General features: G+C 63.2%; 14 protein-coding genes. 12 read left to right on the forward strand and 2 right to left on the reverse strand.

Annotated elements, in window-relative coordinates:
* Nucleotides 1-175 precede the first annotated feature (175 nt).
* The 9 genes from K9L28_07730 (at nt 176) to K9L28_07770 (ending at nt 11,562) form a co-directional block, all read left to right on the forward strand.
* The gene (locus K9L28_07730; GenBank protein MCF7936213.1) at nt 176-1,795 is read left to right on the forward strand and encodes an aromatic amino acid ammonia-lyase; all 1,620 of its coding nucleotides are present in this window, start codon (nt 176-178) and stop codon (nt 1,793-1,795) included.
* 254 nt (nt 1,796-2,049) lie between these two features.
* Nucleotides 2,050-2,724, forward strand: a complete 675-nt coding sequence (locus K9L28_07735; GenBank protein MCF7936214.1) for an endonuclease III — start codon at nt 2,050-2,052, stop codon at nt 2,722-2,724.
* The gene (locus tag K9L28_07740) at nt 2,721-3,350 is read left to right on the forward strand and encodes a molybdenum cofactor guanylyltransferase (GenBank protein MCF7936215.1); all 630 of its coding nucleotides are present in this window, start codon (nt 2,721-2,723) and stop codon (nt 3,348-3,350) included. The genes K9L28_07735 and K9L28_07740 overlap by 4 nt, the downstream gene beginning before the upstream one ends.
* On the forward strand, nt 3,334-4,290 hold the full coding sequence (locus K9L28_07745) for a pyridoxal-phosphate dependent enzyme (protein MCF7936216.1): 957 nt from the start codon (nt 3,334-3,336) through the stop codon (nt 4,288-4,290). The genes K9L28_07740 and K9L28_07745 overlap by 17 nt, the downstream gene beginning before the upstream one ends.
* Nucleotides 4,291-4,458: 168 nt before the next feature.
* On the forward strand, nt 4,459-6,150 hold the full coding sequence (locus K9L28_07750) for a glutamine--tRNA ligase/YqeY domain fusion protein (protein ID MCF7936217.1): 1,692 nt from the start codon (nt 4,459-4,461) through the stop codon (nt 6,148-6,150).
* Between the two features lie 113 nt (nt 6,151-6,263).
* The gene (locus tag K9L28_07755) at nt 6,264-6,737 is read left to right on the forward strand and encodes a (2Fe-2S)-binding protein (GenBank protein ID MCF7936218.1); all 474 of its coding nucleotides are present in this window, start codon (nt 6,264-6,266) and stop codon (nt 6,735-6,737) included.
* Nucleotides 6,737-7,603, forward strand: a complete 867-nt coding sequence (locus K9L28_07760) for an FAD binding domain-containing protein (GenBank protein MCF7936219.1) — start codon at nt 6,737-6,739, stop codon at nt 7,601-7,603. The genes K9L28_07755 and K9L28_07760 overlap by 1 nt, the downstream gene beginning before the upstream one ends.
* Nucleotides 7,600-9,858 (forward strand): xanthine dehydrogenase family protein molybdopterin-binding subunit, encoded by a 2,259-nt coding sequence (locus K9L28_07765; protein ID MCF7936220.1) that lies wholly within the window; start codon nt 7,600-7,602, stop codon nt 9,856-9,858. The genes K9L28_07760 and K9L28_07765 overlap by 4 nt, the downstream gene beginning before the upstream one ends.
* Nucleotides 9,859-9,987: 129 nt before the next feature.
* The gene (locus K9L28_07770; GenBank protein ID MCF7936221.1) at nt 9,988-11,562 is read left to right on the forward strand and encodes a diguanylate cyclase; all 1,575 of its coding nucleotides are present in this window, start codon (nt 9,988-9,990) and stop codon (nt 11,560-11,562) included.
* Between the two features lie 83 nt (nt 11,563-11,645).
* Here the strand turns inward: K9L28_07770 and K9L28_07775 are convergent, their stop codons facing one another.
* On the reverse strand, nt 11,646-12,452 hold the full coding sequence (locus K9L28_07775) for a transporter substrate-binding domain-containing protein (GenBank protein MCF7936222.1): 807 nt from the start codon (nt 12,450-12,452) through the stop codon (nt 11,646-11,648).
* Between the two features lie 438 nt (nt 12,453-12,890).
* Between K9L28_07775 and K9L28_07780 the strand changes: the two genes are divergently transcribed.
* From K9L28_07780 to K9L28_07790, 3 genes are all read left to right on the forward strand, one after another.
* Nucleotides 12,891-14,570: a M14 family metallocarboxypeptidase gene (locus tag K9L28_07780; GenBank protein ID MCF7936223.1), complete on the forward strand. Its 1,680-nt coding sequence runs from the start codon at nt 12,891-12,893 to the stop codon at nt 14,568-14,570.
* A 93-nt stretch (nt 14,571-14,663) separates the two neighbouring features.
* A complete protein-coding gene (locus K9L28_07785) occupies nt 14,664-14,954 on the forward strand; it encodes a hypothetical protein (GenBank protein ID MCF7936224.1) in 291 nt (96 codons plus the stop codon).
* A 342-nt stretch (nt 14,955-15,296) separates the two neighbouring features.
* The gene (locus tag K9L28_07790; GenBank protein MCF7936225.1) at nt 15,297-16,229 is read left to right on the forward strand and encodes a pyridoxal-phosphate dependent enzyme; all 933 of its coding nucleotides are present in this window, start codon (nt 15,297-15,299) and stop codon (nt 16,227-16,229) included.
* A 66-nt stretch (nt 16,230-16,295) separates the two neighbouring features.
* Here K9L28_07790 and typA read toward each other — a convergent pair whose 3' ends face one another.
* Nucleotides 16,296-18,179, reverse strand: a complete 1,884-nt coding sequence (gene typA, locus K9L28_07795) for a translational GTPase TypA (protein MCF7936226.1) — start codon at nt 18,177-18,179, stop codon at nt 16,296-16,298.
* Between the last annotated feature and the right edge of the window lie 87 nt (nt 18,180-18,266).

Genomic DNA, 18,266 nt, shown 5'->3' on the forward strand with positions numbered 1-18,266 from the left:
GAGGACATCCGCCCGTTCGGCCTTTTCTCATGGTTTGTGAGCGCGGGGATGCGTGGCAAGGGACCGACGAATACTGACTATGGGAGAGCGAAGCACCGACGGCGTATTTCTTCCCCTTCTTGCATCGTGTATGATGAATGCAGGGAACACAATTCTGTTGCAAAGGGGAATCGCTATGCGGAAGGTTGTGTTGACGGGAAAGGATCTGACCATCGAAGAGGTTGTTGCCGTCGCCAGAGAGAACGCCCAGGTTTCCGTCGCCGGCGAATGCCGCGAGGAGATCCGTGGGGTGCGCGACTATATCGAAGAGCACTGGATCCGCCCCGACGCCCCGCCGACCTACGGGTTCAACACGGGGCTCGGAAAGCTGAAGGACTACACCATTGATATGGAACAGAACGACCAGTTCCAGCACAACATCGTCATGTCCCACTGCGGCTGTGTCGGCGAGCCCGCCGGCGAGGATGTGGTCCGGGCGACCATGCTGGTGCGGATCAATGCATTCTGCCAGGGCGTCTCGGGACTGCGTCTGGAGGTCATCGACCGTCTTGCGGAGATGCTCAACAGGGGCGTTCATCCCGTGATCCCCCTGCTTGGATCCGTCGGCGCCAGCGGTGATCTCGCCCCGCTCGCCCATATGACCTCGGTGCTGATCGGTCACGACCGGGCGGAGGCCTTCTACAGGGGGGAACGTATGGCCGCTCCGGAAGCGCTCCGGCGGGCCGGCATCGCCCCGGTGCGGTTCCAGCTGAAGGCCAAGGACGCTCTGGCACTGATCAACGGGACCACCATGTTCGCCGGCATGGCTGCGCTGGCCTGTCACGACGCTCTGGAGCTGGCCAGACAGGCCGATGTGGCTACGGCCCTCTCCCTGGAGGCTGTCCGGGGCGAGCTGGCCGCCTTCGATCCGAGGATCCAGAAGGTGCGGCGCCATCCGGGCCAGGCCAGGGTGGCCGAGAATGTCCGCACCCTGACGGCGGAGAGCACTAGAACCACCGAGGAGGCGCGGAAGGTCCATCTGGCAGACGACCTCATGCACCCCGGCCCCTACAAGCCCCGGGTGCAGGACCTCTACTCGCTGCGCTGCATGCCTCAGGTGCACGGCTCCGTCCGGGACAACCTGGACTATGTGTGGCAGACCATCGAGCGGGAGCTCAACGCCGCCACCGACAATCCCCTGGTCTTCCGGACCGAGTCCGGGGAAGAGCTGGAGTTTCTCAGCGGCGGCAACTTCCACGGCGAGCCCATCGCCTTCGCCATGGACCTGCTGACGGTCTCGCTGGCGGAGCTGGGCAACATCTCCGAACGGCGGACCTTCTCCCTCACCGATCCGGCCCTGAGCTACGGTCTGCCTCCCATGCTCTCGGGGAGCCCCACCGGGCTCAACTACGGCTACGGGATCATCGCCTGCTCCGCCTCGGCGCTGGCTTCGGAGAACAAGACCCTCTGTTTCCCGGCTACCGCCGACACCATCTCCACCAAGGCCGGGCAGGAGGACCACGTGAGTATGGCGCCCTGGGCGACCAGGAAGGCCGTTATGGTGGAACGGAACCTCGAAAAGATGCTGGGTATCGAGTTCCTCCTGGCCGCCGAAGCCGTCACCCTGACGGAGCCGGAACTGGGACGGTTCCGGCTGGGAAAGGGCACGCAGGCTGTCTTCGACAGAATCCGCGCCGACGTGGAGGGCACAAGTGCAGACAGCTACATGCCCGACCAGTCCGGGCCGCTGGTGTCGCTGGTGGAGCGGCGTGAGATGCTGAAGGCCGCGGAATGGGCGGTGGGCCTGCTGCAGTAGAGAGACTCTGCAGAGAGATCGAGCGCATGCGTGCGTGAATGGAAGCCCTCGTCCAGGTGCCGCCGGCATGCCGGGCGAGGGCTTTGCTGCGCCCCAATGTCCTGCGGTGCGGGATGCGTACCTGAAGGAGCGCGCCCCGGCTTTCCTCCGGGACTCTCCCTTCCTGCCCTGATGCGCTGTATACTGGAAGCTCCATGCCAATGTACAATAGGGGAGAGATCCAATGAGGCAATCGTGGGGAGAGGGATACATCGATGATCACTGATTATGCCCGGACCTTTGATTACGACGGGTTCATGGAAGAACTGGAAGCGGCCTTCCAGGGCTATGGCAAGGCGGCTGTTCGGGATTTTGTGGCGATGAAACGCAGGGACCCCTTCCGCGTATTGATCGGAACCATCCTCTCGTCCCGCACCAAGGACGAGGTGACCAGTGTCGCCTCGGAACGCCTCTTCGCCGAGGCCCCCGATACCGAGGCCCTCGCGGCGTTGCCGGAGGTGGAGATCGAGGAGCTGATCTACCCCGTGGGGTTCTACAAGACCAAGGCGAAACATCTTCAGGCCACGGCCCGCATGCTTCTGGAACACTACGGCGGCGAGGTGCCCAGTACTCTGGCGGAACTCCTGAAGCTCCCGGGGGTGGGGCGGAAGACCGCCAACCTCGTGCTGGGAGAGGCCTTCGGGACAAACGCGATCTGTGTGGACACCCATGTGCACCGGATCTCCAACAGGGTGGGGCTTGTGGAGACCGGCACACCGCAGGAGACGGAGCGTGACCTGGAGGCGATTCTTCCCGAACGCTACTGGATCCGGTACAACTACCACCTCGTCGCCCACGGGCAGGAGATCTGCAAGCCCATCTCTCCTTACTGTTCCCGATGCGCCCTCACTCCCTACTGCCGGCGTATCGGTGTCGCCAGAAGCAGGTGAGTCCCATCTGGCGTGATACGCTGGTCGCCATCCTCGCCGGGGGGAAGAGCCGGCGCTTCGGCAAACCGAAGCTCCAGGCCCGGATTGAAGCCAGAACCTTCCTGGAGCGCTCCCTCGACCTCGCTTCCGCTCTCTCGTCCTCCTCCTGTGTGGTCGTAGCGACCGGGGCCGCGCTTCCCGTGGCGGACGCACCGGTGCTCGAGGATCTCTACCAGGATATCGGTCCCCTGGCGGGGATCGTCACCGCACTCAGGGCCTCCAGGCTGCCCTATGTCTGCACACTCCCCTGCGATATGCCTCTCCTCTCCGCTGCTGTCTTCGAGACGCTCTACGCGAAGAGGGTGCCGGGGCAACCGGTGGTGGCACGCTCGCCAAAGGGACTGGAGCCGCTCATCGCGATCTGGCCCGCTGCGGCGGCCCCTGTTGTGGAAGGCTGTATCCGGCGAAGGAGATTGAACATCCGGGCTCCCCTCCGCGAGCTGGGCGCCGTGGTTGTGGACCTGGAAAGGGAGATGGACGGGTATCGACCGGAACTGATGACCAATATCAACTACCCTGAGGACCTTAAGCGTCTTCGGGACACACGGACTATGTGGGAGGGAGACCATCATGCTGACACTGAGTGAGATTGAAGCGGCCCGGGAGCGCATTGGCGACGCGGTCCACCACACCCCGCTGGTGCAATCCGCCACCCTCTCCGCCTGGGCGCGTTGCAAGCTTTCGCTGAAGGCGGAGAATCTTCAGAAGACCGGTGCCTTCAAGATCCGTGGGGCGCTGAACGCCGTCCTGAGCCTCTCTCCGAAAGAGGGAAAGAGAGGCGTGGTCACCGGATCGAGCGGCAACCACGGGCAGGCGGTGGCGCTCGCCGCAGCGCTCGCCGGCTACCCGGCGACGGTGGTGATGCCCGAGGATGCCTCGCCGGCCAAGGCCGCGGCGGTGGAGGGCTACGGTGCCGAGGTGCTCTACTGCGGCACCAGTTCGAAGGCGCGTATCGAGAAGGCCCGGGAACGCTGTGCGGAACAGGGGATGACCTTCATCCATCCCTACGATGACCCCAGGGTGATGGCCGGCCAGGGAACGGTGGGTCTGGAGATCGTCGATGATCTCCCCGATGTGGAGACCGTGCTGGTCCCCACCGGCGGTGGGGGGCTGCTCTCCGGGACGGCCACCGCCGTCAGGGAGCTGTGTCCTTCGGCCCGGGTGATCGGTGTGGAGCCGGAGCAGAGCAACAGCATGTACCGCTCGTTGCAGGCGGGGGAGCCGACGCCGCTGGAGGGGATCGTCTCCATCGCCGACGGGCTGAAGACCACCGTGCCGGGACGGAACAACTTCCCGGTGGTGCGGCGCTATGTCGATGATATCGCCCTTGTGTCGGAAGAGGCCATTGCGGAGACCCTGCTGCGTCTTCTGGAACGCTGCAAACTGCTTGTCGAGCCTTCCGGTGCTGTCGCCGTGGCGGCCTTGCTTTCCGGTGTCGTGACCGGAACCGGAAAGACTGTGGCGGTGCTCAGCGGGGGGAATGTGGCGCTGCCGGTCCTGCAGCGGCTGATCGCGGAGCGGGGCTGACGGGAGGCGCCTGCGGCCTCTGGACGGAAAGGAGCCGGGACGTGCGGCGCCGGTGCCAGGCGTGGGCAACTTAATTGGTACAATAGCCTTCAGGTTCAGGGAACCGGAGAAAGGGCTTCCCCGATCCACCGTTCCGGGGGAGCCTGTAGAGGAAAGGATGATCCATGGATGACAGAAACCCAGGAATCGCACCGAGGCGGCAACTTTATTGAACAGATCATCCGGGATGACCTGGCGGCGGGTCGGGTACAGACCGTGGTGACCCGTTTTCCCCCGGAGCCCAACGGCTATCTGCATTTGGGGCACGCCAAGTCGATCTGCCTCAACTTCTCCCTGGCCGAGATGTTCGGCGGCAGGTGCAATCTCCGTTTCGACGACACCAATCCGACCAAGGAGGAGACGGAGTATGTGGAGTCGATCAAAGAGGACGTACACTGGCTCGGCTTTGAATGGGCCGATCTCTGCTATGCCTCGGACTACTTCGAGCAGTTCTACCAGTGGGCCATGGAGCTGGTGGACCAGGGGAAGGCCTATGTGGACAGCCAGACGGTCGAGGAGATCCAGAACACCCGGGGCACGCTGACCCGGCCCGGGAAGGAGTCGCCCTACAGGGACCGTTCGGTGGAGGAGAACCGCGATCTGCTCCGGCGGATGCGGGCCGGGGAGTTCGAGAATGGCGCCTGTGTGCTGCGGGCGAAGATCGACATGGCCCATTCCAATCTGAATATGCGGGACCCCGTGCTCTACCGGATTCTCCACAGGGCCCACCATCGCACGGGCGACACATGGTGCGTCTATCCCATGTACGACTTCGCCCACGGCTACGAGGACGCCATCGAGGGGGTGACCCACTCCATCTGCACGCTGGAGTTCCAGGACCACCGCCCGCTCTACGACTGGTTCCTCGACAATGTCAGTGTGCCCAGCCGTCCGCACCAGTACGAGTTCGCCCGGCTCAACCTCTCCCACACCATCATGAGCAAGCGCAAACTGCTGGAGCTGGTGCAGAAGGGATACGTCGCCGGCTGGGACGATCCCCGGATGCCCACCATCTGCGGCGCCCGCCGACGGGGATACACCCCCTCGGCGATCCGGCGGTTCTGTGCGGAGATCGGTGTGGCCAAGTCCAACAGCCTCGTGGATATCGAGTTCCTCCACCACTGCATCCGCGACGAGCTGAACCGCAGCACCGACAGAAAGATGGTGGTTCTGCGGCCGATCAAGGTGGTGATCGACAACTACCCCGAGGGGCAGGTGGAGGAGCTGGAGGCCCTGGACAACCCCGAATCGCCGGAGCCCACCTACAGGAAGGTCCCCTTCTGCCGGGAGATCTATATCGACAGGAACGACTTCATGGAAGACCCGCCGCGGAAGTTCTTCCGACTCGCGCCGGGGCGGGAGGTCCGGCTCAAGCACGCCTATCTGGTGACCTGTACCGATGTGGTGAAAGACGCCTCCGGCGAGGTGGCGGAGCTCCACTGCACCTACGATCCCGACTCGCGGGGCGGCGAGGCCCCGGACGGCCGGAAGGTGAAGGGGACCCTCCACTGGGTCTCGGCACCCCACGCTCTGGAGGGCGAGGTGCGTCTCTACGATCATCTCTTTACGCTCCGCAACATGGAAGAGATGGAGGAGGGCGCCGACTACAAGGAGTACCTGAATCCCGATTCCCTGGTGGCGGAGCGCTGCCTGGCCGAGCCCTCCCTGTCGCAGGCCCGGACGCTGGAGCGGTTCCAGTTCCTCCGCCAGGGGTACTTCTGTGTGGACAGGGAGAGCAGGGGAGACCGCCTGGTGTTCAACCGTATCGTCTCGCTGAAAGACAGCTGGGCGAAGATGCAGAAGAAAGGGAAACAGAACTGACACGACCTTTCTGGGCGTGCCCGAACGTGGCCGGCCGTTACGGCCACGGTGCAGGAGGCTGGAGGGGTCCGTCTTCCACCGGGAGACGGCGTGGACGCATGGAGGATGGAACCATGAAGATCGAGGTCATTGTCAACGGGAATCCTCAGACGGGTGAGGTCACGGAGCGGACGAGGCTGCTGGATTTCCTCCGCGACCAGGCGGGGTATACCAGTGTCAAAGAGGGGTGCGGCGAAGGGGAGTGCGGCGCCTGCACCGTGCTGCTGGAGGGGCGGCCGGTGGTCTCCTGTATGGTCCCGGCCGTGCAGGCCAGGGGAAAACGGGTGACCACCGTGGAGGGGCTCGCCCCGGAGGGGGAGCTCCATCCCGTCCAGCAGGCCTTCCTGGATTGCGACGCCGTTCAGTGCGGTTTCTGCACGCCGGGGATGGTGCTGTCGGTCTACGCCCTCCTCAGGGAGACGCCGGATCCCACGGAGGCGGAGATCCGGACAGCCATCGCCGGGAATCTCTGCCGCTGTACGGGCTATCTGCCCATCATCGAGGCCGCCAAACTCGCCGCGCAGCGGATGCGGGGGGTGACGGCCTGATGGAACAGCGTATCGCGATTCCCGCCGACCAGAACGAACTGCTCGCCGCAATGGCGGAGGCCGGCGACAGCGCCCGTTTCCTCGCCAGCGGCACGGACCTGTTCACCAATCCCGGGCGACTCCGTGAGGAGGGGGTCCGCTGGATCGACCTCTCCCAGGTCGAGCAACTCCGCCGGATCGAGGCGGAGGGGGAGAGTCTTGTAGTCGGGGCCATGACCACCTTCCGGGAGATCGCCTCCTCTCCGGAGGTGCGGTGCTTCGGCACCGCTCTCGCCGAGGCGGCGAGGCAGGTCGGTTCGGTCCAGATCCGCAACCGCGCCACCATCGGCGGCAATGTGGCCAATGCCTCCCCGGCTGCGGATTCCCTGCCGCCGCTCTTCGCGTTCGGCGCCACGGTGCGTACCCGCACCCCCGGCGGAGGGAGCCGCTCTCTTCCCATCGCGGAGTGCATTGCCGGCCCCGGATCGTCGGCCTTCGCGCCGGGGGAGCTCATCGAATCCTTCGCCATCCCCCGCAGGGGAAACAGACGCTCGGCCTTCGCCAAGCTCGGCAGCCGGCGGACGGTCAGCATTGCCCGACTCAGTCTGGTGGTGGTGCACGATGCCGAAGCGGGAGATGCAGGCCCCTGCCGTCTCTTTGTCGGTGCTGTCGGCTCTGCGCCGGTGGAGGTGCGTCCCGTCGGCGGGGCGACTGCCTTCGACCTCGGCGGCGATGAGGAAGGGCTGGAAGAACAAATCTTCCACTGCTGCTCCCAAACCATCTGCAACGCCATCCCGGGACGCTCCTCGCTCCCCTACAAGAGGGAAGCGGTCCGCGGGCTGGTCTGGGAGCTTGTCGCACGCATGAAGGGAGGCGATGCGCGATGAGCGGAGCTTTCTTTCCATCAGGGAAAGCACTGCGCTTTGTCGGCAAGGATGTCCCCCGTCAGGATGCCCTGGACAAGGTCCGCGGCGCGGTCCGCTATGGCGCCGACGAGAAACTGCAGGGGATGCTTTCCATGAAACTGCTGCTGAGCCCTATTGCGCGGGGGCGGGTGACCGCCTTCGACGCCGGCGGGGCCGAGGCGATGGAGGGTGTCCACGCCGTCTACTCCTTCCGGAATGTCCCCCCGACACGGTTCAACAGCGCTGTCTCCTTCCCCGGCCAGGACGATCCCCGGGACGAGGTGATGTTCACCGACCGGCCGCTCTACGAGGGCGACCGGATCGCGGCGGTGGTGGCCGAGACCCCCGAGCAGGCGGAGGAGGCGGTCCGCCGGATCCGTGTGGAATACCGGGAGGAGCCCCCGCTTCTGTCCTTTTCCGATGCGGAGAAGCCTCCCCTGCAGGATATCCCGGACGAGGAGATGCGGCTCGCCTTCTCCTGCGGTGAGACAGAAAGGGCGCTGGAGGAGGCGGAGCATGTCTTCACCGACACCGTGATGACCCCGCGGATCCACCACGCCGCCATGGAACCCCACTGCTGCCTCGCCTGGCCGGAGGGCAACGGCGGGGTGGCCATCTCCTCTCCCTGCCAGCTGATCTTCGCCGTCCGCTATGTGGTGGCCGGGCTGCTGGAGCTGCCGCTCAACAGGGTGCGGGTGATCAAGGCCCCCATGGGCGGCACCTTCGGCGGCAAACAGGAGGTCATCCTGGAATCCCTGGCCGCCTATGCGGCTCTGCAGCTCCAGCGGCCGGTGCAGGTGGTGACGGACCGCTGCGAGAGTATCGCGGCCACCCGCTGCCGGGCCGCCTCCAGAGGAATCATGACCACCGCCGTGGACAGAGACGGGAACATCCTGGCCCGCAGTACCGAGGCCCTGGTCGATGCCGGTGCCTACACCTCCGGAAGCAAGCGTGTCTGCGCCGCCATGGGCAAGAAGCTCTTCCGGCTCTACCGGATTCCCCATCAGAGCTATCGGGGCAGGGTGTTCTGGACGGACACCGTGCCCGGCGGCGCCTGCCGGGGCTACGGGTCGCCGCAGATCCACACCATCGGCGAGATCCATACGGATCTCGTGGCGAGACGCATGGGCTTCGATCCGGTGGCCTTCCGTCTCAAAAACGTTGTGGAGCCCTGGGACGACGATCCCATCGGCGGCCCCAATCTGGGCGACGCCCGGATCAGGGAGTGCCTTGAAGAGGGGGCGCAGGCCTTCCGGTGGCAGGAGCGGAAGAGACAGCCCAGGGGGGACGGGCTGGTGCGCCGCGGTGTCGGCGTGGCGGCGGCCACCCACGGCAACGGCTACTACGGAACCCCCTACCCCGACTTCACGACCCTGGCCCTCCGGGTCAACGAGGACGGTTCGGCCGTCCTGGAGACGGGGTTCCACGAACTGGGCAACGGCACCCTGACCGTGATGGCCCAGATTGTGGCGGAGGTGCTCTCCATTCCGCCGGATCGGATCACCGTCACCGAGGGGGACACCCGGCACAGCCCCATGGATGCAGGCTGTGTGGCCAGCAGGGTGACCTACGCCTGCGGGCGCTGCGCCATGGAGGTGGCCGAGCGTGTCCGGGAGCAGATCTTCCGGGAGGCGGCCGCCCTCTGGGAGGTGGCGGCGGAACGTGTCTCACTTGAGGATGGACATGTCGCCGCAGGACCGGACAGATCAATGGGGCTGGACGAGCTTGTCGGCCAGTGCGGTCGGCGTTTCGGCCGGAGCATCTCCGCAGAGCTCTGCTGGACCACCCCTTCCAATCCGGCCTCCTTCGGGGCCCACTTCGCCGCGGTGGAGGTGGACACCGGTTCGGGGCTGGTTCGTGTGGCGGACTATGTGGCCGCCCACGATGTGGGGCAGCCCATCAACCCCAGAATGGTCCGGGGCCAGATCTACGGCGGGGTCCAGATGGGAATCGGCATGGCCCTCAGCGAGGAGATCGTCTACGACGGGAAGGGGCGTCTGAAAAACGGTTCTCTCGGCCGGTACCACCTGGTGAATGCGCCGGACATGCCCGAGGTGGAGGTGCTCCTGGTGGAAGGCGGCGAAGGGGACGACGGTCCCTTCGGCGCCAAATCGATCGGAGAGATCTGCACCGTTCCCGTGGCGGCGGCGGTGGTCAACGCCGTCAACGATGCCCTGGAAACGGAGCTGACCAGCCTGCCCCTCACGCCGGAGCGTATCCTCGGAGCCCTGTCCTAGAGAAAGCACGGTTCTGCAGTTCAGCCGGGAGTGTTGTTGTTCCGCCTTCCGGCTGTATTGCGGGAGCCCTCCCGACAGTGATGTGCCGCACCGCCTGTTACAGCGGGTGTTTTTTGAAAATGCTGCGGTATGTTTGTAGAAAACCACGAGATTGAGAGGTGTCCCGTGCGGTGCAGGATCCTCGCCAGACTTCGGCTTATGCGCCGTCGCTTTCCCCATTTTGATTTCCGCGGTTGGTCGCTGAAAACGAAACTGGTTCTGTTCATCGGTCTTTTCCTGGCCGGATTGATCGGGATCATGATCCTTGTTGTCTCCCGGCAGGACGAGAAGGATTTCCGTGCCAATCTGCTGGAACGGGCCAGGTTTTTCGGTTATACCGTGGCGCGGCGGATGCCCTCTCATCTTGAAAGAGAGGGCGGACGGGAGCTGCGGAGCCGGCTGATGGAAGATCTTAAAAATTTCGATGAAATTATGTATATAATTGTGTTATATCCTGAAGGTGGTGTTTTTTTCTCTTCTGTGTCGCCACAAAGAGGTCGCGGTCAGGAACGGGATGTGGTGGTCCCCCGGGGAGGAGCCCCACTGCTGCGGGAAGAGATGCAGCTGCAGGCCTCGGGATCCTCAGCCGTTCTGACCGTTCAGGAGGGACGTCTGGAGCGGGAGCTTGCCCTGGGGGGTGTACGGCGAGGTGCCGCCGGGGACCCTGTCTTCGACTGCTGGTGGATCCTCAAGCGCCACGGGAGCTATCAGGGAAGCATCCGCATCGGTTTTTCCAGGATCCCGCTTATCGAACACGTTGCCTTTGCGAAAAAGCGTCTTGTCGGTGCCGGATTCACGCTGCTTGTGGCCCTGTTGCTTCTGCTGGTATTGCTTGTGCACTATCATATGCGTCCTCTGGCGTTGCTGACCGGTGAGATGGCCAGACTGGGGCCGGCCGGCAGCGGTACCCTGGAAACAAAACTGGAGCGGATACGACCTGAGGACATCGCAACCAACAGTCGGGAGGTGCGTGCCCTCCAGACATCCTTTATCGCGATGAAAAAACTGCTGCTCAGCTCGTTGCGGCGCATGCGTTCGGCGAACAGCGAACTCGATGCGGCAAGGGCCTCTCTGGAGGAGCAGGTGGCGGCACGGACCGAGGAGCTGGAGGCGAAGAACAGCGCCCTGGAATACGAGATCAGGGAACGGAAGCGAGCCGAAGAGCAGCTCCGCCATGCGGCAAACCACGATGCCCTCACCGGACTCTGCAACAGAAGAAGCTTCATGGAGCGCCTTCGAGAGAACATCGCCGCGGCCAAGCGGCACGGGTTCCCTCTGTCGTTATGCCTGGGTGATCTGGGCTATTTCAAAAGCGTCAACGATACCTATGGACACTGGGTGGGCGACGAGGTGTTGGCGCGGTTCGGGCGGTTGCTCCGGGAGCATATCCGCAGCGAGGATGTACCGGCACGATACGGCGGCGAGGAGTTCTGTATTCTCATGCCCTACACGGATCGGGCCGGCGCTCTGGAAACCTGCAGGCGGCTCCAGAGGTTTCTTACCCACGAGACCTTTGAGAGTAGCGATGGAGCCACATTCCACGTCACGACCTCCTGGGGCGTGGTAGCTCTCAGGGAAACGGAAGCTCTCGAAGATCTTGTTGTCCGGGCCGATCAGGCGCTGTACCGGGCGAAGCAGAAGGGGCGCAACCGCGTGGAATTGTAGCCCTCCGGCAGCAGAATTGTAATCGAAGCGGGCGGCAGCGCTGCCGCCCGCTTCGATCGTGCCTGGGAAGGATGTGCTGTCGTCTAGTTTCCGCCCACGTGCTTCTCGAAGATCTCCTCGAACTCGCCGGTCTCCATGGATGTGTGGAGCCAGAGGTCCAGCCATTCCTTGAAGACCACATCGCCCCTGGGGAGGATGTAGCCGAATTCCGTGAAGGTGAAGGGGTCGTGGGGATGGACCGCCTCCAGTTCGGGATGCAGCCGCTCCTGCACCAGGGTTTCCACGGCGTCGGTGATCATCAGATCGGCATTCCCCTTGACGATCTCCTCGAAGATGGTCACATTGCTGTCGTGCAGGATGATCTCCGCTTCGTCGAAGTTCTCCCTGGCGAAGCGCTCGTTGGTACCGCCGGGATTCACGATGACCCGCACGTCGGGGCGGTCGATCTGTTCGATAGTCTGGAACCTCTCGACATTCTCGTCGAGGGTGATCGGCGCCTTGCCTGTTTCCAGGTAGGGGATGGTGAAAAATACCTTCGCCTGTCTGGAGAGCCGGATGGAGATGCCCCCCATGGCCACATCGTACTTGTCCTCCAGGATGCCGTCGATGAGGGTGCCCCATGTGGTCCTGACCAACTTCAGTTCCACGCCCAGCGCATCGGCCAGGGAACGGGCCATCTCGATATCGATGCCCTCGTGCTCCCCGGTATCCTCGTCGTAGAAGGTAAAGGGTTTGTAATCCCCCGTGGTCCCCACGCGGAGCACCCCTCTGTCGAGGATGGTGTCCAGCCTCGATTCCGCAGCCTGCGCCGTCCCTCCCAGAGCGAGGGCCCCGATCACCAGGGCCATCAGGACAATACGACATACTCTGCTCGCGAATGCTTTGCTCATCTCGTACACCTCCACACACATGATATATTGAAGCACCATTCTACAGAGGGCACCGATTTTGTCAACATGCGGCTTGGGAGCGGTGTCGCGGGATGAAGCCGTACTGTTTCCGGGCGCCTCTGCAGGAAGGGAGCGTAACGGCGGCGTTTCTGAAGGAGACGGCCTGTTTTGTTGCCTTTTCCATCCGCAGGTTACGCAGACAGGTGTGGAACAACTCCCCGTGATCTTGATAGCAGTCAGACCATCGTGAGAGCCTCTGCCTACATATTGACAGCGCAAGGTCTGGAGGATACACTGAACACAGTAAAGCGTGAGCCCGTAGCCACGTTATTTGCGTAGTTTGTAGCATAGAAAGGAGGGGATAAAGGCGGCACAGATATTGAGCAAACCCTTTGGAATGGCAGTTGTGATGTACCGAATTGAAGGAGGTATGCCTGAATGAGATTCCATCAGTATGCGACCAGAATCGCTGTGTTGTTGGTTGTCGGAGTGGCCCTTGCCGTGATCCCCGTCTCCGCCGTCCACGCGAAGGTTGCCCACCCGCAGATCGATCAGTCCTATACGGCGTCCGGCGTGTGGGAAGAGCCGGAAGGGGTAGCGGCGCACTTCCCCGTACCTGATGTAGACTATACGACCCCGGGTTTTGCGAAAGATGAGCAGTTCACCACCCACGAAGAGATGATGGAGTTTATCTACGATCTGCGCGAGCAGACCGACAGGATGAAGGTCCGGATCATCGGCTACTCCGGTGAAGGCAGACCGATTCCGCTCCTGATCTTCAGCAAGCCTTCCTACGTGGCCCCCGCCGATGTCGTCGGCCTGAACAAACCCGTTGTGTGGCTCCAGGGTCAGCAGCACGGGAACGAACCGGCGGCCGGCGAGGCCATGCTGGTGATGGCCAGGCAGCTTGCCGTCGGCGCCCTCGGCGACAGGATCCTGGAGGATGTCTCGGTACTGGTGATCCCGCGGGTCAACCCCGACGGCTCCTACTACTTCCAGCGCAAGCCCGCTGACCAGATCGATATCAACCGCGACCACATCAAGATGGTGCAGCCCGAGACCAGGGCGCTGCACGCCACCTTCAACGCCTACCATCCCGATATCGTTGTGGACCACCACGAGTTCGGTCCCAAGGAAGGCGACAGCTACAAGGTCTACAACGACATGCAGCTCCTTTCGGCGAAGAACCTCAATGTGCCGGAAGCGGTCAGGGACATGGCGGACAATCTCGTTCTGGAGAACGCCTATAAGGCTCTGGGTGAACAGGACCTCCGCTCCCACTGGTACTGGTTCGGCAGCGTCGCCAAAACGAACGACGAGAATGTCATCAAAGAGGGCGGAACGATCTCCCGTATCGGACGGAACGCCTTCGGGCTGAAGCCCTCCCTCTCCTTCCTGGTGGAGTCCAGCGGCATCGGCATCGGCAGACAGCATTTCAAGCGCCGTGTCCACGGCCATGTGGTTACCGCCACATCCATCCTGGAGACGGCCGCCCAGAACGCCGCAGCCATCCAGGCCGTCGTGGATGAAGCGAAGGCCGAGATCACCGAGAAGGGGAGAACCGTCGACGAGAGCGACAAGGTCGTCGTCTCGATGAAGCGGGTCGAGAAGAAAGACACCGTCCCCTTCATCGACTACAGTGAAGAGGGCGGCTGCGAGGTTGTGGACGTCGACGTGACGGCCATGCGCTCCAGCTTTGCCGAAGCCACTCTGAAACGGGTCCGCCCTTACGCCTACATCCTGCCGCCCACCTATGAGGAAATCGCCGAGATCCTCCACTACGAGGGTGTCACGGTCAGCGAGCTCGTGGAGCCTGTGGAAGTCGAGGTGGAGTCCTACAAGGTGACCGAGAGCAAACGGCAGGACTACATCTACGAAGGTGTCTTCCGGAATTCTGTGAAGACCGAGGTTTCCAGCAAGGAAGTCAAGTTCCCGCAGGGCAGCTATGTGGTCTACATGGCCCAGCCGGGCGCCAACAATGCGGTGATGGCCCTTGAGCCGGAGGGTTCCTCCAGCCTGGTGACCTACAAGATCCTCAACGTCACCAAGGGCGACGAGGTTCCGGTCTACCGGTTCATGGAAGAAAAAGATCTGCCCACTACGCTGGTGAACTTCTAGAGTGAGTGGTTGAAGGACCGCCCCGCCCGGTGCACCGGGGCGGGGCGTTATTGCTTCTGTGGTGCAGAAAACAGGGCGACGAAGGAGAGAGCCATGGAGCGATGGCAACCCGGAACCGGAGCGATGCGTATCGAGGCGGAGGCCTGGAGTGCCGGGAACGGTGTGGTTTCGGTGGAACTGAGCTGTGATACCGATGGAGAGCGCTTCTCTGTCTGTGCTTCCCCGGCGGAAACGATGAGCCTGGTGACGCAACTGGCGCATCTGCTGGAAGAGCAGGCCGTGAACATGGAAGAGCAGGAGGCCACGCTTGTGCTGCACAAGATCGAGAAGCTGCGCGGGACACTGGATACCCTGGATAGGGATCTGCAGCGTATGATCGAGTAGTCCCTTTCGGGACGGGCGGTGGAAAGCGTTGGTTGACAGAAAGAGCAGAATCCTTTAGTGTCCTCGGTAATCTGTAGAGCAGGAAAAACTGCGTGGAGAAAGGAGGCAGACCTGTGGATCATACAACGGAAACCATCCGTACCATCGCTATTACGATCGCCATTATTATTACCAGCGGGTCCGTCTCCGGAGCGCGCGCAGGCTAAGCGCAGATATCCACCGGAGAAGGGACCCCTTTTTTGAGGTTCCTTCACGGTGGCCACCCCTTTTCAAAGCGGCGGTACCCGGATCGGAACCTCATTATCTATGGGGGTTCCGATTTTTTTTTGGGAGGTGCCGCTGATGATGCAGCTTCATGTTGAAACGCCCCTCTACGAATCGGCAGTGTTGGGCGCGTGTTGTAACAAAAGGGTTTCCCTGAAAATGGAGTGTTTTCAGCCTCCTGGGTCCTACAAGATCCGGGGCATCGGCAGGCTCTGCGCCCTCTCTGTTGCGGAAGGGGCCGAACGTCTGGTGGCGTCCTCCGCGGGGAATGCCGGATACGCCGTGGCCTACGCCGGCAGCCGTCTCGGAGTGGGGGTGACCGTCGTTGTTCCCGCCGCCACCCCCCGGCCGGTCCAGGAGAAGATCCGCCGTCTTGGTGCCGAGGTGCTTCCCCATGGCGAGGTCTGGGACGAGGCGAACGAGAAGGCCCTCCAGCTGGCGCGGAACCCCGCTACAGCCTATATCCCGCCCTTCGACCATCCCGCCATCTGGGAGGGGCATGCCACCATGATCGACGAGGCGGCCCGACAGTTTCAGGGCAAGCCCGGCGCCGTGGTGCTCTCCGTCGGCGGTGGCGGGTTGATGTCCGGTGTGCTCCAGGGGATGTGGCGCAACGGCTGGGACGATGTCCCGCTCATTGCCGCAGAGCCGGAGGGCGCGGCGTCGCTGGCCGCCTCCGTGGAAGCGGGGCGCCCTGTCGAGCTGGACCGGATCGACACCATCGCAGGCAGTCTCGGCGTGAAGCGGGTGGCCGACCGGGCGTTCCAGTGGTGCTCCGAACATCCTGTCCTCCCGGTACGGGTGACGGATATGGCCGCCCTCCGGGCGAGCCGGCAGTTCGCCGATGACCACCGCGTGCTGGTGGAACCCGCCAGCGGTGTGGCGCTTTCGGTGCTCTACGACAACAGGCCGGAATTGGGCGATGCGGAGTCGGTGCTTGCCGTGGTCTGCGGCGGGATCGGCGTCAGTATGGAGCGGTTCGCCGAGTGGGAGGCGGCCTGCGCCGTGTAGACCGGTTACAGGAGAGCGCGTGCATCTCTTCTCTGCAGGAAGAGCGATGCGCGCGCTCTCTTTGTCTCACGAAACGGGCAGCGCCTCCCCGACGCCCTTTGCCGCCTTCCGCCGGTGGTTTTCGTTGAGGATCGCCTTGCGGAGGCGGACCGAGAGAGGGGTGATCTCCACGAGCTCGTCCGGTTCGATCCATTCGATGGCCTTCTCCAGCGTCGGTTCGTCGGGCGCATTGAGTTTGCTGGTCAGTTCCTTGGTGGCGGACCGATGGTTTGTGGTCTGCTTCCGTTTTGTAGGGTTGCAGATCATGTCTCCGGGACGGGCGTGTTCGCCGATGATCATACCTTCGTAGACCCTGGTGGCGGGATGGATAAAGAGCGTGCCCCGGGGCTGCAGGTTTTCCAGCTGGTAGGCTGTCGCCTCCCCGGTGTCCATGCTGATCATGGAGCCCCGTTTCCTGGGGTTGATCGCCCCGCACCAGGGGCCGTAGCTGTCGAAGCGGGAGTACATGATGCCCAGACCCCGCGTATCGGTCAGGAATTCGTTCCGAAACCCGATCAGACCGCGGGTCGGTACCCGAAAGTGCATCTCCACGGTGCCCGCAGGGAGAGCATGCATGTCGACGAGCTGGCCCTTGCGGCCGGAGAGCTTTTCGAAGACCGTACCCTGGTAGTCCTGCGGGACGTTGACGGTCAGGGTTTCCATGGGCTCGCAGAGCTTCCCCTTCCGGTTGGTGGTGATGACCTCCGGCCTGGAGACGCAGAATTCCAGGCCCTCCCGGCGCATCTCCTCGATGAGAATCGCCAGATGGAGCTCCCCCCTGCCGGAGACCTTCATGCCGTCGTGTCGCCCCAGATCCTCTACATGGAGCGAGACATTGGCCTGCTGTTCCCGTTCGAGCCGGGCTTTCAGCTGACGAAGGGTGATGGCCTGTCCCTCCCGACCGGCGAAGGGGCCGTTGTTGACCAGAAAGAACATGGAGACCGTGGGTTCCTCGATGGCGATGGGGGGGAGGGCCGGACGCTCCAGCGCCGGAGCGGAGAAGGTGTCGCCCAGATGGATGTCGCCGGCTCCGGCGATCCAGACGATATCACCGGCCTCGACTTGGTTCACCTCAACGCGGCTGAGCCCCCGGGTGACCCAGAGCTGCGCCGCCCGTTCCGTCTCTTCGCCGACGACCTCCCAGTTGCCTTCTTCCCGTTCAGGTGTGTTCCATCGGACTGAAGCTCTCCTGAAGGCGTCGCCCTTCCGCAGTGTTCCCTGCAGCACCTTGCCGCATCCGATCCGGCCCGTGTATTCGCTCCAGGCCATGGTGCTCACCTGCATCAGGAAGGGTTCTTCCGGAAAGACCGCCGGAGCGGGCACGTGGCTGATGATGGTCTCGAAGAGCGGATCCATGGAATCCCGTTCTTCCGCGGCGAGGTCGTGCACGGCCCACCCCTGGAGCCCCGAGCCGTAGATGAAAGGGAAATCGGCCTGTTCGTCGGTGGCGCCGAGCTCGATGAAGAGATCGAAGGTGTCGTCCAGTGCGCGGTCGGGATCGGCCTGGGGCCTGTCGGCCTTGTTGATGAAGACGATGGGATGGAGACCGAGCCGGAGTGCCTGGTGGAGAACGTAGCGGGTCTGGGGCATGGCGCCTTCGATGGCATCCACGAGGATCAGCACGGAGTCCACGGTGGAGAGGATGCGTTCCACCTCCCCCGAGAAATCGGCGTGTCCCGGTGTGTCAATCAGGTTGATGAGGTAGTCCTTCCATTCCACCGTACAGTGTTTGGAGCGGATCGTGATTCCCCGCTCCCGTTCCAGCTCGTTGCTGTCCATCACCCGTTCCTCGACGGTGGCGCGTTCGTGGAATACCTTGGTTGCCTTAAAAATCGAGTCGATGAGTGTGGTTTTGCCGTGGTCGATATGGGCCACAATGGCAAGATTGCGAATTCGTTTCGGATCGTGCATGGTTTTCACATCTCCAGATCAGTGATAGCAGGCCTGCCCGGAGAGCAAGCCCCGGCACACCGCGAAAAAGCCCCGCGGCACTAGTGC

The organism is Synergistales bacterium (assembly GCA_021736445.1).
Taxonomy (GTDB): domain Bacteria; phylum Synergistota; class Synergistia; order Synergistales; family Aminiphilaceae; genus JAIPGA01.

What these genes read in the sequence shown, in the direction of transcription:
- K9L28_07785 (MCF7936224.1), top strand. Translation starts at nt 14,664, where the DNA reads ATGGAGCGATGGCAACCCGGAACCGGAGCGATGCGTATCGAGGCGGAG.
- K9L28_07765 (MCF7936220.1), top strand. Translation starts at nt 7,600, where the DNA reads ATGAGCGGAGCTTTCTTTCCATCAGGGAAAGCACTGCGCTTTGTCGGC.
- K9L28_07770 (MCF7936221.1), top strand. Translation starts at nt 9,988, where the DNA reads ATGTTTGTAGAAAACCACGAGATTGAGAGGTGTCCCGTGCGGTGCAGG.
- typA (MCF7936226.1), bottom strand. Translation starts at nt 18,179, where the DNA reads ATGCACGATCCGAAACGAATTCGCAATCTTGCCATTGTGGCCCATATC.
- K9L28_07730 (MCF7936213.1), top strand. Translation starts at nt 176, where the DNA reads ATGCGGAAGGTTGTGTTGACGGGAAAGGATCTGACCATCGAAGAGGTT.
- K9L28_07735 (MCF7936214.1), top strand. Translation starts at nt 2,050, where the DNA reads ATGATCACTGATTATGCCCGGACCTTTGATTACGACGGGTTCATGGAA.
- K9L28_07750 (MCF7936217.1), top strand. Translation starts at nt 4,459, where the DNA reads ATGACAGAAACCCAGGAATCGCACCGAGGCGGCAACTTTATTGAACAG.
- K9L28_07755 (MCF7936218.1), top strand. Translation starts at nt 6,264, where the DNA reads ATGAAGATCGAGGTCATTGTCAACGGGAATCCTCAGACGGGTGAGGTC.
- K9L28_07775 (MCF7936222.1), bottom strand. Translation starts at nt 12,452, where the DNA reads ATGAGCAAAGCATTCGCGAGCAGAGTATGTCGTATTGTCCTGATGGCC.
- K9L28_07780 (MCF7936223.1), top strand. Translation starts at nt 12,891, where the DNA reads ATGAGATTCCATCAGTATGCGACCAGAATCGCTGTGTTGTTGGTTGTC.
- K9L28_07745 (MCF7936216.1), top strand. Translation starts at nt 3,334, where the DNA reads ATGCTGACACTGAGTGAGATTGAAGCGGCCCGGGAGCGCATTGGCGAC.
- K9L28_07790 (MCF7936225.1), top strand. Translation starts at nt 15,297, where the DNA reads ATGATGCAGCTTCATGTTGAAACGCCCCTCTACGAATCGGCAGTGTTG.
- K9L28_07760 (MCF7936219.1), top strand. Translation starts at nt 6,737, where the DNA reads ATGGAACAGCGTATCGCGATTCCCGCCGACCAGAACGAACTGCTCGCC.